This is a genomic window from Kaistella soli, assembly GCF_019038595.1.
Classification (GTDB): domain Bacteria; phylum Bacteroidota; class Bacteroidia; order Flavobacteriales; family Weeksellaceae; genus Kaistella; species Kaistella soli.
The window spans coordinates 434,336-449,845 of the sequence record NZ_JAHOPF010000002.1 but is presented as its reverse complement, the minus strand read 5'-3'; the positions used below and the strand labels follow the sequence as shown (position 1 = coordinate 449,845).

General features: G+C 38.0%; 16 protein-coding genes. 11 read left to right on the top strand and 5 right to left on the bottom strand.

The genetic code is table 11. The features are described from left to right. The 5 genes from KSK37_RS05150 to KSK37_RS05130 form a co-directional block, all read right to left on the bottom strand. A complete protein-coding gene (locus KSK37_RS05150) occupies nucleotides 1-2,394 on the bottom strand; it encodes a 3-hydroxyacyl-CoA dehydrogenase/enoyl-CoA hydratase family protein (RefSeq protein ID WP_217199827.1) in 2,394 nt (797 codons plus the stop codon). Nucleotides 2,395-2,442: 48 nt separating this feature from the next. Next, on the bottom strand, nucleotides 2,443-2,901 hold the full coding sequence (locus KSK37_RS05145; RefSeq protein WP_088360074.1) for a MarR family winged helix-turn-helix transcriptional regulator: 459 nt from the start codon (nucleotides 2,899-2,901) through the stop codon (nucleotides 2,443-2,445). 163 nt (nucleotides 2,902-3,064) lie between these two features. Then, complete coding sequence (locus KSK37_RS05140; protein WP_217199826.1) at nucleotides 3,065-3,988, bottom strand: ABC transporter ATP-binding protein; 924 nt, start codon at nucleotides 3,986-3,988, stop codon at nucleotides 3,065-3,067. 4 nt (nucleotides 3,989-3,992) lie between these two features. Then, a complete protein-coding gene (locus tag KSK37_RS05135) occupies nucleotides 3,993-4,970 on the bottom strand; it encodes an iron ABC transporter permease (protein ID WP_088360072.1) in 978 nt (325 codons plus the stop codon). A 58-nt stretch (nucleotides 4,971-5,028) separates the two neighbouring features. Further along, a complete protein-coding gene (locus KSK37_RS05130; protein WP_088360071.1) occupies nucleotides 5,029-5,601 on the bottom strand; it encodes a TlpA family protein disulfide reductase in 573 nt (190 codons plus the stop codon). Between the two features lie 32 nt (nucleotides 5,602-5,633). On the opposite strand from KSK37_RS05130, the gene KSK37_RS05125 reads away from it, so the two are divergent. The 11 genes from KSK37_RS05125 to KSK37_RS05075 all read left to right on the top strand — a co-directional run bounded on the left by KSK37_RS05125 (nucleotide 5,634) and on the right by KSK37_RS05075 (nucleotide 15,502). Then, nucleotides 5,634-6,758, top strand: a complete 1,125-nt coding sequence (locus KSK37_RS05125) for a 2Fe-2S iron-sulfur cluster-binding protein (RefSeq protein WP_217199824.1) — start codon at nucleotides 5,634-5,636, stop codon at nucleotides 6,756-6,758. Nucleotides 6,759-6,836: 78 nt separating this feature from the next. Further along, a complete protein-coding gene (locus KSK37_RS05120; RefSeq protein ID WP_088360223.1) occupies nucleotides 6,837-7,394 on the top strand; it encodes a SanA/YdcF family protein in 558 nt (185 codons plus the stop codon). An 83-nt stretch (nucleotides 7,395-7,477) separates the two neighbouring features. Continuing rightward, nucleotides 7,478-8,095: a uridine kinase gene (gene udk, locus KSK37_RS05115; RefSeq protein ID WP_088360069.1), complete on the top strand. Its 618-nt coding sequence runs from the start codon at nucleotides 7,478-7,480 to the stop codon at nucleotides 8,093-8,095. A gap of 53 nt (nucleotides 8,096-8,148) precedes the next feature. After that, entirely contained in the window at nucleotides 8,149-8,502 is a 354-nt protein-coding gene (locus tag KSK37_RS05110; protein WP_088360222.1) for an FtsB family cell division protein, read from the top strand. Between the two features lie 3 nt (nucleotides 8,503-8,505). Next, nucleotides 8,506-9,672, top strand: coding sequence for a methylmalonyl-CoA mutase family protein (locus KSK37_RS05105; protein ID WP_217199823.1), 1,167 nt, complete (start codon nucleotides 8,506-8,508; stop codon nucleotides 9,670-9,672). A 4-nt stretch (nucleotides 9,673-9,676) separates the two neighbouring features. Then, entirely contained in the window at nucleotides 9,677-10,831 is a 1,155-nt protein-coding gene (locus KSK37_RS05100) for a class I SAM-dependent methyltransferase (protein ID WP_425513999.1), read from the top strand. 149 nt (nucleotides 10,832-10,980) lie between these two features. Beyond that, nucleotides 10,981-11,256, top strand: a complete 276-nt coding sequence (locus tag KSK37_RS05095; protein WP_217199819.1) for a hypothetical protein — start codon at nucleotides 10,981-10,983, stop codon at nucleotides 11,254-11,256. A 102-nt stretch (nucleotides 11,257-11,358) separates the two neighbouring features. Next, nucleotides 11,359-12,738, top strand: coding sequence for a dipeptidase (locus KSK37_RS05090; protein ID WP_217199817.1), 1,380 nt, complete (start codon nucleotides 11,359-11,361; stop codon nucleotides 12,736-12,738). 164 nt (nucleotides 12,739-12,902) lie between these two features. Further along, a complete protein-coding gene (locus KSK37_RS05085) occupies nucleotides 12,903-13,829 on the top strand; it encodes a T9SS type A sorting domain-containing protein (RefSeq protein ID WP_217199814.1) in 927 nt (308 codons plus the stop codon). Nucleotides 13,830-13,906: 77 nt separating this feature from the next. Next, nucleotides 13,907-14,614 carry an SDR family oxidoreductase gene (locus tag KSK37_RS05080; protein WP_217199812.1) on the top strand — a complete coding sequence of 236 codons (708 nt, stop codon included), beginning with the start codon at nucleotides 13,907-13,909 and terminating at the stop codon, nucleotides 14,612-14,614. Nucleotides 14,615-14,755: 141 nt separating this feature from the next. Next, a complete protein-coding gene (locus tag KSK37_RS05075) occupies nucleotides 14,756-15,502 on the top strand; it encodes an electron transfer flavoprotein subunit beta/FixA family protein (RefSeq protein WP_217199810.1) in 747 nt (248 codons plus the stop codon). Nucleotides 15,503-15,510 lie beyond the last annotated feature (8 nt).

Below are 15,510 nucleotides of genomic sequence, written 5' to 3'. Positions count from 1 at the left end.
TTAGTTTCTCAACGGTTTTCCATTCTGTAACATGTACTGAATTCTTTCCAGTGTTTTTCTTTCACCACAAAGCTGAAGGAAAGTTTCTCTTTCAAGGTTCAGTAAATACTGCTCGGTAACCACGGTTGGTTCGGAAAGATTTCCGCCTACCAGAACGTTGGCAAGTTTGTCGGCAATCTTTTTGTCGTGCTCAGAAATGTATTTTCCGGTCAGCATTTGATCGGTTCCAACATAGAACATTCCGAGTGCGTCTTTTCCAAGAACTTTTACTTTCTGTTCGATCGGCTGGGTATAACCCTGATCTGCCATAAGTTTAGCCACTTTTTTAGCTTCCAGAATCTGAGTGTTTTTGTTCACGACTACAATGTCTTTATGGTTTTCTAGAATACCCATATCGTAAGCTTCGTAAGCTGAAGTTGCCACTTTACCCATTGCGATATTCATGAAAGCATCTCGCAGACGGTTGTTTTTAACATCATCGCTGTGGAATTCCCTTGAAGTTCTGATCGCGAATTCTTTGGTACCGCCACCGCCAGGAATTACACCAACTCCGGTTTCAACCAGTCCGATGTAAGTTTCTGCAGCTGCAACCACTTTATCTGCATGCATGGTCATTTCGCAACCGCCTCCTAAAGTCATTCCGTGAGGAGCAACAACGACAGGAATTGAGGAATAACGAACTCTCATCATGGATTTCTGGAAGTAGGCGATTGCCATGTTCAGATCATCCCAATCCTGTTCGATGGCCATCATTAAAATCATTGCTAAATTCGCTCCCACGGAGAAATTTGCGCCCTGATTTCCGATGACCAATCCATCATATTCTTTCTCAGCTAAATCGATTGCTCTGTTTAATCCATCGAGAACTTCTCCTCCCAAAGAATTCATTTTGGAACGGATTTCAAAATTGATGATTCCGTCACCTAAATCCTGAATCGCAGAACCTGAATTGCTCCAAAGGGTTTTGTTTTTTCTGATATTGTCTAGAATGATAAATGCTTCCTGACCCGGAATATTATTATAATTTCCTGAGTTTTTATCGAAATAAATACTTTGGCCTTCGTCGTTAACTTTATAGAAGGTTTCAACTGTTTTCACCCAGTCGGAAACTTCATAACCTGCTTCTTTAGCCAGATCGATTCCTTTCTGAACGCCCACTGCATCCCAAATTTCGAAAGGACCGTTTTCCCAGCCGAAGCCGGCGCGCATTGCGTCATCGATTTTGTATACTTCGTCAGAAATTTCAGGTACTTTGTGCGAAACATAGGCGAATAAAGCTCCGAGGGATTTTCTGTACAATTCGCCTGCTTTATCTTTTCCGCCAATCAGAACTTTGAAACGGTCGATTGGTTTGTCGATATTTTTAGTCAGTTCAAGAGTAGGGAAGCTTGATTTGCCCTGAAGTTCGTACTCCATGGTATCCAGATTCAATCCGTGAATTTCAGATTTACCCTCAACGTTTTTAGTTTTCTTGTAGAATCCCTGCTGAGATTTTGATCCCAACCAGTTATTATCCACCATTTTCTGGATGTAATCAGGAAGCGCAAAAACATTGTTGAAATCATTGGCTTCAGCGCCGCTCTGACGGACACCGTTTGCCACGTGAACCAAGGTATCTAACCCCACAACATCAGCTGTTCTGAATGTCGCTGATTTCGGACGGCCGATTACCGGACCGGTTAATTTATCAATATCGGTAACATTCAGTCCTAAACCTTTTACCTCGTGCAAAAGATTCATTATCGAGAATACACCGATTCTGTTGGCAATGAATGCAGGAGTGTCTTTGGCTAAAACAGTTGTTTTTCCTAAGAATTTCGCGCCGAAATCCATATAGAATTTCACGATTTCAGGATCGGTTTCCGGAGTCGGAATGATTTCTAAAAGCGGTAAATATCTTACCGGATTGAAGAAGTGCGTTCCGGCGAAGTATTTCTGGAAATCATCGCTTCTGCCTTCTATCAGAAAGTGAATAGGGATTCCGGACGTGTTGGATGAAACCAAAGTTCCTGGTTTTCTGAACTGCTCAATTTTTTCGTACACCGATTTCTTGATGTCGAGTCTTTCCACAACCACTTCGATGATCCAGTCGGTCTTTTTGATTTTTTCCAGATCGTCATCGAAGTTTCCAACGGTGATTCTGTCGGCAAATTTCGGGGTGTACAAAAGAGCAGGGCTTGCTTTTTTAAGCTTTTCGAAATTTTCGGAAGCTATTCTGTTCCTTACTGCTTTGTCCTCCCGTGTTAATCCTTTTTTCTGCTCGGTTTCATTGAGTTCAAACGGGACGATATCGAGGAGAAGAACTTCAATGCCAATATTGGCAAAGTGCGCTGCAATACCTGTTCCCATTATTCCTGAACCAAGAACCGTAACGTGTTTGATTCTTCTTTTCATCTGCTGATTTTTTAGTTAATTTTTAGTTGTCAGAGGTAACCTTTCGGCTCATGCTTTATTTTTATTATTCAGTTCATTGGCAATTTTCAGAATGTCGTGCATTACTTCTTTGAAAATTTCCATTTTTTCGGGCGTTACTTTTTCAACCACTTTTCTGTTGAAATTCACCACTACTTCTTTTGATAAATTCCGGCTGTTCAGCCCTTTATCGGTAAGCTTAATGATAACCTCCCTTTTGTCATTGGGTGTTTTTTCCTTGTAGATATAGCCATTGTCTTCCAGGAGTTTAATAATCCTTGTTAAAGAGGTCGGCTCGATCGCCATTTTAGGACCCAGGTTTGTACTTCTTGTACCTTCCTTAGGATCGATTTTCAACAGGGTAAGTGCCTGAACTGCAGTTGCATCGTGATCCTGTGCGAACTCGGAATACATTTTAGAAACGGCCAGCCAGGTCGATTTCAAAATAAGGTCAATATTATCGACCCTCTCCACAATTTTGTTTTCCATAATTTTTCGGTGATGTGATTTACACAAATATAACAAAAAATACTATGCATGCATAGTATTTTTAAGCTATAGTGTAATGTATTGAATATCAATGTAATAATTGATATGAACTGCATAATACTATGCATGCATAATAAATTAAACGATTTCTGGGAATGCTGAATTAATGAAGGTTTTCAATTAAATCTGAAATCTCTTCAAAGGAATTGCATTTCTGTTGTAAATCAGCTGCAGAAACCTCCCAAAATTGATCTTTAAACTCAAATTTAAGTTGAGAGAGGTTTTTGGAGAAGTTTTTTTGAAGAAAAGAATAAAGCATTTCTTTCTCTAAAACCGGCGCGGTGATTTTTGGAGGGACAAATTCAGCATTGAAATGAAAAAGCTGAGGATTGAGCAGTTCATTATGTTTTAACAGTATTTCTTCGGTAATTCCGGCATCCAGTTTTGAATCGTTTACCAGCCAGATTTGATCCGCGAATTCCTTTGAAAGCCGCCAGTCGTGGGAGGAGAACAGGATGAGCTTGTTCTGTGTTTTAGCTAATTTTCTTAATAATTTAAGAATAATGATTTTGTTTTCCTCATCCAGATGCGTTGTAGGTTCATCAAGAATAATCATCGGTGAATTCTGCGCCAAAGCCCTGCCGATAAATGCTTTCTGAAGATTTCCGTCAGAGAGTTTCTGCAGGGGAAAGTTTTTATATTGGGAGAGATTTAAGCTTTCAATAATCTCTTCAACTTCCTGCTGATCGCTTTGTGACAGTTCAAAATAATAAGGATAGTGAATGTATTTTCCTAGGGAGACCAAATCGGTCAGCGTATAATTTGCCGGAATCTGAGATTTGGAAAAAACCACCGCAACCCGTTCTGCGATTTCTTTATTGGAAAGTATTTTAGCTTTTTTGTTCTGAAGGAAAATTTCCCCTTCCAGAACCGGAATCTGGTTGAGGAGGCTTTTGATTAACGTCGTTTTGCCAACGCCGTTATTTCCGATCAGAAGACAGATTTCGCCCGGCTGCAGAGCAGTTGAAACACCTTTTATTAAAGGGGTTTTATAGCCGAAAGTTGTATTTCTTAGTTCTAAAAACATTGCTTTACACGGTTCTTTTATTGCTAAGCATCATTGCCAAAATTACCGGAATACCAAATAATGAGGTAATCACATTTAAGGGAAACTGCGATGTTTCTGAAATAATCGAGAAAAACTCCATGATGAAAATTCCGAGAATCATGTTCAGAATCCATTGCTGCCAGAGTTTCGCGGGATTATAAATCATCCGGCAGAAGTGGGGAACTACAATTCCGATAAACAGAATGGGTCCCAAAAACGCCGTCACAGAAGCCGAAAGCAGGGAAGAAGTGATGATGACCAGAAACTTCAGCTGTTTTAAATTAACGCCCAAACTTTGGGCATACGATGTTCCCAGAGAATTCCCGATCAATGGTTTTATGGATTTGAATCCCAAAATTAATCCCAAAATTACGATAATACTTAAAACCCAAATCTGGTTCGTTGAAACCTGATTGTTCGCGCCAAAACTCCAAAGGATATAATTTTTTAAACTCTGGTTTTCTGCGTAAAACTGTAATATTGAAACCACTGCTCCTGCTAAGGCAGAGATTAAAAATCCGAAAATAATCAGGAAAGATTTATCCTGAAACCGGCTGGAAAAGGCGAGTAAAATCAGCATTAAAACCAAACTCCCGCCAATCGCCGAAATGCTCAGGAAGCTGTTCTGCAGAAACTCGGGAAGCACTAAATCCTGAGAAAAAAAGATATAAAAGGCAACACTTAAACTCGCCACAGAAGTAATTCCCAAAACTGACGGCCCAGCCAACGGATTCTGAAAATATTCCTGCAAAAGAAAACCTGAAGTAGGAATTGAAATTCCCGCCAAAAGCATTGCTAAAACCCGGTTGACGCGGAGTTGTGCGATTTGGGAGTTTTCAGATCCGGAAGAAATAAAATCAATGATGTTCAGTTTTAGAAAACCAATATTCAGGTTGATAAGGACCGAAATAATGATTCCGATTATAATACTCAGACAGATAAATTTAAAGCTGTTTTTCACGGAATGCCGCCAGAATTATTACTCAAGAACACAAAAAACGCTGCGAACTGTGGAGATCTTATTTAAATGAATTAATCTTTTCGCTCAACATTTCTTTGCTCATCATTCCCACCGTTTCATCGGTTTTGTCACCTTTTCTAATCAAAGTAAACGGAATAGAGCCGCCGTCCCACTGCTTGAAATTCGCATGGAAAAATTCTGGCGTCAGTTTTTCGCCATCTACGAGCACGATGTTTTTGGACAGGTTATTCTTTTCAGCAAAGTCTTTTACTTTCGTTCCCCAATCTTCTTTCGGATCCAGATTCACAAAAGTGAATTTTACCGGCTGAGTATTCAGCTCTGCCATTTTTTCTTTAAAATGAGGGATTTCTCTCATGCACGGGCCGCACCAGGTAGCGAAAAAATTAGTGACGTATAAGGTATCGCTGTTTTGCTTTGCGAGAATTTTTGAAGTCTGATCAGTATTGAGTTCAATCTGTTTAAACGGAATCACCGCTTCCGAAACTTCGTTGGACTCAGGAACAGTAACGGAATCAGTCTGCGTGCTGTCCTCGTTTTCTGAGATTTTGGCTTCTTTCGTACAGGCGGAAACCGCTGCTAAAACCATGATACTTAAAACTAATTTTTTCATTTTATTTTTATTATTTTTGAATCATATTTGATATGGAAAATCTTTTACCCAAGGCAAGACAAGCCGAATTTCACCTGCTAAAATTAGCGAAAAAGCAACAACTGACCAAAAACACCTTCGCTTTGGAATTCGAAATTCCCGAATTGCTGAAAGGGAATTATAAGTTTCAGGCAGGGCAGTATGTTACTGTAAAATACCTTTCCAAAGGAGAAGTTTTTCAGAATGATTTTTCCATGACTTCCGCGCCATTTGAAGGGAAAATTGCTCTGGGAATTAAGATCAATAACGAGGAAAGTTCCACCAAAGATCTATATGATGGCTTTGAAGTAGGCGATGAAGTTGAAGTTTCGGAACCGAAAGGCCGTTTTACCTTAATTTCGAAACCGCATGAATTCCGTACCATCATTGGTTTTGCAGGCGGAATAGGAATTACACCTCTGATTAGCCATTTTAAAAATATTCTTCATACAGAACCGCGGACAAGGCTTTTCCTGTTCTACGGCAACCGGAAAACAGAAGAAATTGCTTTTAAAAACGAACTCGATGCATTGGCCAAGAAATATAGTGAAAGGCTGCAGATCTTTTATTTCTTTTCGCAGGAACCTACTACAGATAATCTGTTTCACGGCAGACTGGATGAAAGAAAACTGAAGTTAATCATCAACCAGATTCTGCATCTGGACGATACGGATGAAGAAAGTACGATTTGGGACGCCGTGGATGAAGTGCTGATCTGCGGAAAAGGGGACATGATAAAATCCCTTGCAAATGCCTGTTATAACAACGGAATTAGAAAGAAAAATATTCATTTTGAGCTTTTCGAAGAGTATAATGAAGATATTTATCCTCAGGAAAAAGACTTTCCTTTGGTGGAAGATATCGAAGTAGACTTTAAGCTGTTCAGCAAAAATTATTCAACACAGCTGAATGATAACAGAATAAAACTTTTACAGCAGCTTTTAATTCAGGGTTTTCCTGTTCCTTATTCCTGTAAATCGGGGATCTGCGGCAGCTGTGAATGTATCCTGGAGGAAGGCGAAGTGGAACTTCTGGAAAATGAATATTTAACAGAAAAAGAAGAAAAATCGGGGAAAATCCTCGCCTGTATGTCGGTAGTTTTGAGTAAAAAAATAAAAGTTAATTTTGATTTGATTTAAATTCAACACCAATTGCTGAAAAGAATTTTAGACATATTAAAATCATTTTTCACCTCGGTTGAAATTGCTGTTTTGCTGATGATTTTGGCAAATGTTTGGGTTGTTGCGTTAACCAACGGCCGTACATTTACCCGTATCTCTAAAATTCCGCCTCGGGAAACCGCGCTTGTTCTGGGAACTTCGCCGAGAATGAAATCGGGAATTTCCAATCCGTATTTTACCAAAAGAATGGAAGCTACGGCATTGCTTTATCACCACGGAAAAATTAAGAAAATCATTGTAAGCGGGGAAAAAAGTAAAGGATATGATGAACCTTCGGCGATGAAAAACTATCTTGTTTATCAGGAAGGTGTTCCGGAAAATATTATCACAGAAGATCCCAAAGGCTTTAAAACTCAGACGAGCATCAGCAACTGCAAAAATGTTTATCACCAAAATAACGTCATTATCGTTTCCCAGGGTTTCCATAATTTGCGAGCACTTTTTTATGCACGTAATAACGATATGAATGCTTTAGGCTTCGATGCTCAGGACGTTCTGAGTAACCAGAGTTATTACAGAAATCAGTCGCGGGAATTTTTAGCACGGGTGAGTGCAGTAATTTATTTTGTACTTGGGATCGAGAAAAAAGGTTGATTTTTAAAATTTAACACTGAAATTCCCTGCCGAAATTTTCTGAGGATTCGCGCAAAACTCTATCTTTGCACAAACAAAAATTTATGCTCGTTATCGGAATTGCAGGCGGCACAGGCTCTGGAAAAACTACTGTTGTAAACAAAATTCTTCAACAACTTAATGCCGAAGGCGTTAATGTTCTCTCGCAGGATAATTATTATCATGATAATCAGCAGCTTACTCTTTCCGAGAGGGAGGTTTTGAATTATGATCACCCGAAATCCATCGATTTTGATTTGCTGATTAAGCACGTAAAGGCTCTGAAAAACGGAGAAAATATCGAGCAGCCGCTTTATTCATTCGTTACGCATTCCCGAACCGGTGACCATGTTTTAATTGAACCTAAAAATGTTTTAATCGTTGAAGGAATTCTGGTTTTAACCAATTCCGAACTTTTAAAGGAATATGATTTAAAGGTATTTGTGCATGCTGATTCCGACGAAAGATTAATCAGAAGAATCCGTCGCGATACACAGGAAAGAGGCCGCGATCTGCAGGAAGTTCTGCACCGTTACCAAACCACTTTGAAACCGATGCATCAGGAATTTATAGAACCTTCAAAAAACGAAGCCGACCTTATCGTTCCGAACATGAAGCAAAATACCGTTGCAATTGATTTTCTTTCTACGGTGATTAACAATACGCTGAAAAAAACGCATTAATTGCATATAATTCAGGAATTCCGTTTATCTTTAAAAATTATAATCACATGGAAATGAAAGATTTAATTAAAGACATTAAACCTAAAACCCCGGCGTTTAAATTTTTTCAGAAATATGTGCTGAACAAATATTTTATTACGGTTTTTCTGTTTTTGGTTTGGATGGTATTTTTTGATAATACCTCTTTTCTGGTTGTAAATGAACTGAACGGCGAAATAAAAAAGTACGAGCAGCAGCTTGCTTATTATAAGGAAGAATACCGGAAAAATGATGATTTTTACAAAAAACTGATGAACAACAAATCTGAGAAAGAGAAATTCGCGAGGGAAAACTATTTCATGAAAAAACCGAACGAAGAAATCTTTATCCTAGTTGTAGACAGTACAAATCTGAAAAAAGCACAATAAGAAATGTTTGCAAAAGTATCAGTCAAAGAGTGGGAGAATTTGGTTCAGAAACAACTGAAAACAGAAGATATTTACGAAATTCTGTCCAAAGAGAATCTGGAAGGGATAGAAGTGAAGCCTTATTATGACGCTGTTCCCAAGTCTTTAAAAAATCTGCCGAAAGTTGAAGAATCAACCCATTTGGTGGCGCAATATCAGGAAAATTTGGAAGAGAATGTTTTTGCATTTTTGCTGAATGAAAATGTAGAAAATTTAGAAGAGAAAATCCTTTTTATCAATAATAAAGATTTGGCTGAACATATTTCGGTGGAGGAAAGCAACCGGTATTTCAGTTTGATCGATATTTTTTCTGAGGATAAAAACGGAATTATAAATGAACAGCTCGGGAAAGAACTTTTAGCAAAAAATTTCGACCGAAATATCTGTGTTGATGTCTCACTTCATCAGAATGCCGGTGCTGCAATTTATCAACAACTGGGAATTGCGTTGGCAAAAACCAAAGATTTAACCGAACTTTTTGGTGCAGAAATTCTGAAAAAATTAATTTTTAAATTCGCTGTCGGCGCAAATTATTTCTTTGAAATCGCTAAAATCAGAGCTTTTAAACTGTTATTCAATCAGCTTTCGAAAGAATATCGAATGAACGATATTCCATACATTTTTGCCGAAACGTCTTTGAGAAACAAATCGACAAAAGATCCGGAAAATAATTTAATCCGTTCCGCATTAGAACTTTCCGCAGCCATGATTGGCGGTGCCGATGCGGTTTTCAGCAATGATTTCCGAATCGAAGATTCCGATACACTTTCGGAGGAAATATCTTTCAAACAGCAGATTGTTCTGGCGTATGAAAGCATCATCAATGTGTTTGACGATGCGGGAAACGGAAGTTATTATATTGAAAATATTACGCAGCAGTTTTGTGAAAAATCCTGGAAATTATTTCTTGAAACTGAGGAAGCCGGAGGATATTCAGCATTGCTGAAAAGCGGTTTAATACAGAACCAAATCTACGGTCACGCTGTTGAAGAACAGAAATGGACAGAAGAAGGAAAGCTGAAATTAATCGGTGTGAATCTTTATCCCAAACTGGAGAAGACCAAATCTGTCGAAGAAATGTATGATTCATCAGTGATTAAAGCTGTGAGACTTGCGGAAATGTTCGAATAAAATTGTGACTTTGAAAGAAATTCTCAATAAAGACATCCAGAACTATATCAATGCAAATCTAAATACCGATTTGCATTCTTTGTTATTAAAGAAACCGCCTTTTCCTGAGTTTACAATGGCTGAAATTGTTCAGCAGATCAAAGGGAAGAAAGTCGCGCAGAAAAAGTTTCCTTTCTTAAATAAGGAGAATGTCGTTTTTCCGCCGAATCTTAATTTGGAGCAGGCTTCTTCGCAATCTACAGCTGAATTTAAAGCCCGGTATTTAAAAGGCAGAAAGTTTGTTGATCTTACTTCCGGTTTTGGGATTGACGCTTATTTTCTGTCTCAGAATTTTGAAGAAGTTACTTTAGTGGAACAGAATACGGAGCTTTTGGAGATTGTAAAACACAACTGGGAAGTTTTGGGAAGAAATGCATATTTTATAAATTCGAATTTAGAGACATTTTTAGAAGAAAACACAGAGAGATTCGACTTGGTTTATCTCGATCCTGCGAGGCGTGACAGTCAAAAAAACAAAAAATTCCTACTTGAAGATCTTTCTCCAAACCTGCTTGAAATTCAAAATAAATTAAGTGAAATTTCAGACCGGATTATGATTAAACTTTCGCCGCTAATTGATATTTCTTACCTGATTTCGGTGTTGGATGATATTTCCAAAATTCAAATCATTGCGGTTAAAAATGAGGTGAAAGAGCTTTTGGTCTTCATTAGTTCAACAGCAAAAACTGAAGGTGTTGAAATTTCCTGCGTTAATCTTGAAAGTGGAGACTCGGAATTTAACTTTAATTTTAAAGAAGAAAAAGCGGCCGTCTCGGAATTTTCGGAGCCTTTGAAATTTCTTTATATTCCAAATAATGCCGTTCTGAAATCGGGAGGTTTTAATTTGGTTTCCGAAAATTTCAATGTAAAAAAACTTCATCCGAATTCTCATTTTTATACTTCTGATGAACGTTTGGAATCATTTCCCGGAAGAGTTCTGGAAATTGAAACTGTTGAAGCGAAACAGATCAATAAAGGAGAAAAGTTCAATATCATTTCAAAAAACCATCCTTTGTCGCCGGAAGAAATCAAGAAGAAATATAAAATTTCTGATGGCGGAAAAGAGTATTTGATTTTTACCCAAACCAAAAAGGGAAAAATTATTTTGAAATCTGTTTAGAAATGATTCAAATTCTTTGTGGCAAATCGTAATATTTCTTACTTTTGGGCAATCAAAAATTTATATGAAATCGCCACAATATATAAAAGCTAAAAACTGTGGAAATTCAGCGATTGCATATGACCTGTAAAAAACAATAGATTTTACTTATGAAAAAAATTATTTTAGGTGTTGCGCTTGCAAGTTTGGTAATCAGCTGTAAAAAAATTCAGGCCGGTTCAAATAAAGGAGTTCTTAAAATGGAAGAAGGTGCAGAAAGATACAGCGATGATGTGATTCATGGTGATGGAATGCTTGCTGCAACTCACGAAACTACGGTTGCGGAAAACGATTCTGTTAAATTGGCAGGAGCAAAAGAAACGGCTGTGAAAACTGACACTGCGAAAGTGGAAGCAAAACCTGCTGCTGCAAATTCTGGAAAATAAAAAATCAAGTTGAATATAAACTGCTAAAATGTCTTGCTTCTGCAGGACATTTTTTTTATTTTTACAAGATTCGATTTTTAATAATTTTTAATAAAAAATAAAATGCAAGAAACGTTAAATTACATTCAGGAAAACAAACAGCGTTTTGTTGATGAACTTTTTGAACTCCTGAAGATTGCGTCGATTTCCGCTGATCCAGCCTATAAAGATGAAGTTTTGAAGTGTGCAGATGCAGTGGCAAAATTCCTGAAAGATGCAGGAGCTGATCAGGTGGAAGTATGTGAAACAAAAGGCTATCCCATTGTTTACGGAGAGAAAATAACAGATAAGAATTTGCCGACTGTTTTGGTGTACGGGCATTACGATGTACAGCCGCCGGATCCTTTGGAACTGTGGACCAAACCGCCTTTCGAACCGTATATTGAAAAGACCGAAATTCATCCCGAGGGCGCTATTTTTGCCAGAGGTTCAGCTGATGACAAAGGTCAGTTTTTCATGCATCTGAAAGCTTTTGAAGCGATGATGAAAACAAACACTCTGCCGTGTAACGTGAAATTTATTATTGAAGGAGAGGAAGAAGTAGGCTCAAAAAGGCTTGAAGCTTTCGTGAATGAAAATAAAGAAAAGCTTTCCTGCGATGTAATCCTGATTTCTGATACACACATTTATTCCAACGAACAGCCTACTGTTACTACCGGTTTAAGGGGGTTGAGTTATGTAGAAGTGGAAGTGGAAGGTCCTAACCGAGATCTGCATTCCGGGCTTTACGGTGGTGCGGTTCCGAACCCGATTCATGTGCTTTCACGCATGATTGCCAACTTAATTGACGAAGACGGACATATCACCATCGACGGTTTTTATGATAATGTAGATGTGGTTTCTGACGAAGAAAGAGCAGAAATGAACAAGCTGAAAGACGATCCCGAAGGTTTCAAAAAATCGATCGGTCTGAATGGAGTTGAAGGTGAAAAAGGATATACTACATTGGAACGAACGTCTATCCGTCCGACTTTAGACTGCAACGGAATTTGGGGCGGTTATACAGGTGAAGGCGCTAAAACAGTGATTCCTTCAAAAGCATTCGCAAAAATTTCAATGCGTTTGGTGCCTTATCAGACTCCGGATGAAATCACAGAGAAATTCACGAAATATTTCGAGAAAATTGCTCCGACAAACGTAAAAGTGAAAGTAAATCCTCATCATGGTGGAATGCCTTACGTTCTGCCGAGCGATACTAAAGAATTCCGCGCTGCAAAGAAAGCCATGGAAACCGCTTTCGGAAAAGAAGTTCTTCCGTACAGAAGTGGGGGAAGTATTCCGATCACAGCGATGTTTGAGCAGGTTTTGGGAGCGAAATCTGTACTGATGGGATTCGGTCTTGATTCTGATGCAATACACTCGCCGAATGAACATTACGGATTATTTAATTTCTATAAAGGAATTGAAAGTATTCCGCTTTTCTTTGAGAATTATTCGAAATAGTTTTAATAAAATATAAATTCCGCTAGTGAGCGGAATTTTTTTTGAAATAGCATCTTGCAACTATTAATAAAATCAATAGTTAACAGTATAGATTTTGGGTTTTTTGACTTGTGAATTTAATACGGAAGTAATGTAATTTTGTTCTGTAATTAAAAATAAAAGTCATGAAATTACTTTATTTTTTTGCAGTAATCTTCTCAGTAAATTTAAATTCTCAGATTATATATCAGGAGAATTTCGATACTTTAAATACTGGACCAATTGTCGGTCAGGGAAGCTACGTAAATTATCTTTCCGCTGGTGGAGAAGACGATTTTAATTATGAAATTATTAATTCATTAAATGGAAAAGCTTTGAGTCTTAAAGGATTTGAGGCAGAAATAAGTAAGGAAAAACTGACGCCAAATAGAAATCCAGGAAATGATTTTATTCAGATTGAATATGATTATTACACAGGTTCCCCCAGCGACAATACTTCCAAAGGCGGAGTAATGCTTATTGATGATTATTATGATTCCAGGATAGGTCTTCAAATGGAGATTGGCTCGAAAAGAATATTTGCAGCAGCGAGATATTGGGGTGTACCTACAGGGGAGAATCCTATAGGCGCTGGAAATAATGAAGTTTTTCTTCCGGCAGATTCGTGGGTCCGCTTAGGCTTTGCCTGTAAAATAGGAACCAATGCCTGTACGTTTAAAGGTCCCGGATTTTACAAAACCATTTCATGGGGTTCAAATCCATTATATCAGGATTTATACATTGTGTATTGGGTGACGAGCGCAGCATCAAATCCTGCTCATATATTTGATAATGTGGTTGTTAGGGCAGTCGCCAATGAGTCGCTACTGAAAACTGATGAAACTTTTCAAAATTTGCAAATAGAAATATACCCCAATCCCGTTGAAGATTATATATATGTCAAAGCCAAAGAAAGGATTCTGAATGTGTACATCTATGACACTTCAGGAGTCAGAAAATCTTCAGATATTATTGGTGGAAAGATTAATATGAAAGATTTTCCGGCAGGATCTTATATATTAGGACTTAAAACAAGCGGTGGCTTCTATTCAAAAAAGGTAATTAAAAAATAATTCTAAACTGCTAAAATTCTAAAAAAAACGCTCAAATAGGGCGTTTTTTTTTATCTTTATACGCAAAATAAATAGTGATGAATGATTTAAAAGTAGCTTATATTACAGGCGGAACCAAAGGTATTGGTTTTGGAGTTGCACAGGTTTTACTGAAAAACGGAATCAGAGTTGCGGTTTCAGGAAGAAAACAGGAAGATGCGGAAGAAGCAGCAAGAATTTTATCGGAAGATGACACAAAGGTTTTCGGAATTGCTTCTGATGTTAAGAATTTTGATGATGAAAAAAATGCTGTTTCAGAAATAATAAAAAAATTCGGAAGGTTAGATTATGTCATTGCCAATGCAGGATTAGGCGTTTTCAAACCGGTAGATGAACTTGAACTGGAGGAGTGGAATGATATGATCGACACCAATCTTAGCGGGGTTTTCCATACTTTAAAAGCGTCGGTTAAGGAACTGAAAAAATCTGAAGGATATTTTATCAGCATTTCAAGTTTGGCCGGAACGAATTTCTTTGAAAACGGTTCGGGTTATAATGCTTCAAAATTTGGGGTAGTAGGCTTTACCCAGGCCGCAATGATCGACTTAAGGAAATACAATATTAAAGTTTCCACCATTATGCCGGGCTCAGTTTCCACCAATTTCGATGGAAATGAACCGTCAGAAAAAGACGCCTGGAAAATTCAGCCGGAAGATATCGGAGAATTGGTCATCGACCTTTTTAAAATGAATCCACGGACGCTTCCGAGCAAAGTAGAGCTTAGACCGTCGAAACCAAACAGTTAAATTATGTATAAAATATAAAATCTGAATAATACTATGCATGCATAATATTTAATTTTTTATCTTAGCAAAAATTAAAACAGCAAATTTTATCACATCAAACCAAAGGGTGAATGTGAATGTAATTATAAAAATAAATTAAACATGAAAATATTAGTTTGTATCAGTAGTGTTCCGGATACTACTTCAAAAATTAATTTTACGGCGGACAAATCCGCTTTCGACAAGAACGGAATCCAGTGGGTAATCAATCCGTTGGATGAGTTTGCTTTAACAAAGGCAATTAAACTACAGGAATCTCAGGGAGCTACAGTAACAGTGGTGAATGTTGGAGATGTTGCCACTGAAGCTGTGATCAGAAAAGCTTTGGCAATCGGAGCAAATGATGCAGTAAGAGTAAATGCTGAACCTAAAGACAGTTTTTCTGTTGCAAAAGAAATCGCAAACATCGCTCAAACCGGAGGATACGATTTAATCCTTTGCGGAAAAGAATCGATTGATTACAACGGCGGAGCGGTTCCGGGAATGGTAGCTCAGCTGCTGAACCAGCCTTTTGTAAATGCGTGTGTAGGCTTGGATGTTAACGGTTCTGAGGCGACTGCAGTACGTGAAATCGAAGGCGGTAAGGAAACAATTTCTGTAAAACTTCCGGCAGTGATTGCGGGACAGAAAGGAATGGTGGATGAAAAAGATTTAATCATTCCGAATATGAGAGGAATTATGTCCGCAAGAACAAAACCTCTGCACATACAGGAAGCGGTGTCTTCTGAGGTAAGAGTAGAAGGAGTTTCTTATGATTCTGTGCCGGCGAGAGCGGCTGTGAAAATGGTTGCTGCTGATAATCTTGACGAGTTGGTAAGATTACTACATGAAGAAGCAAAAGTGATTTAATTTAAAAT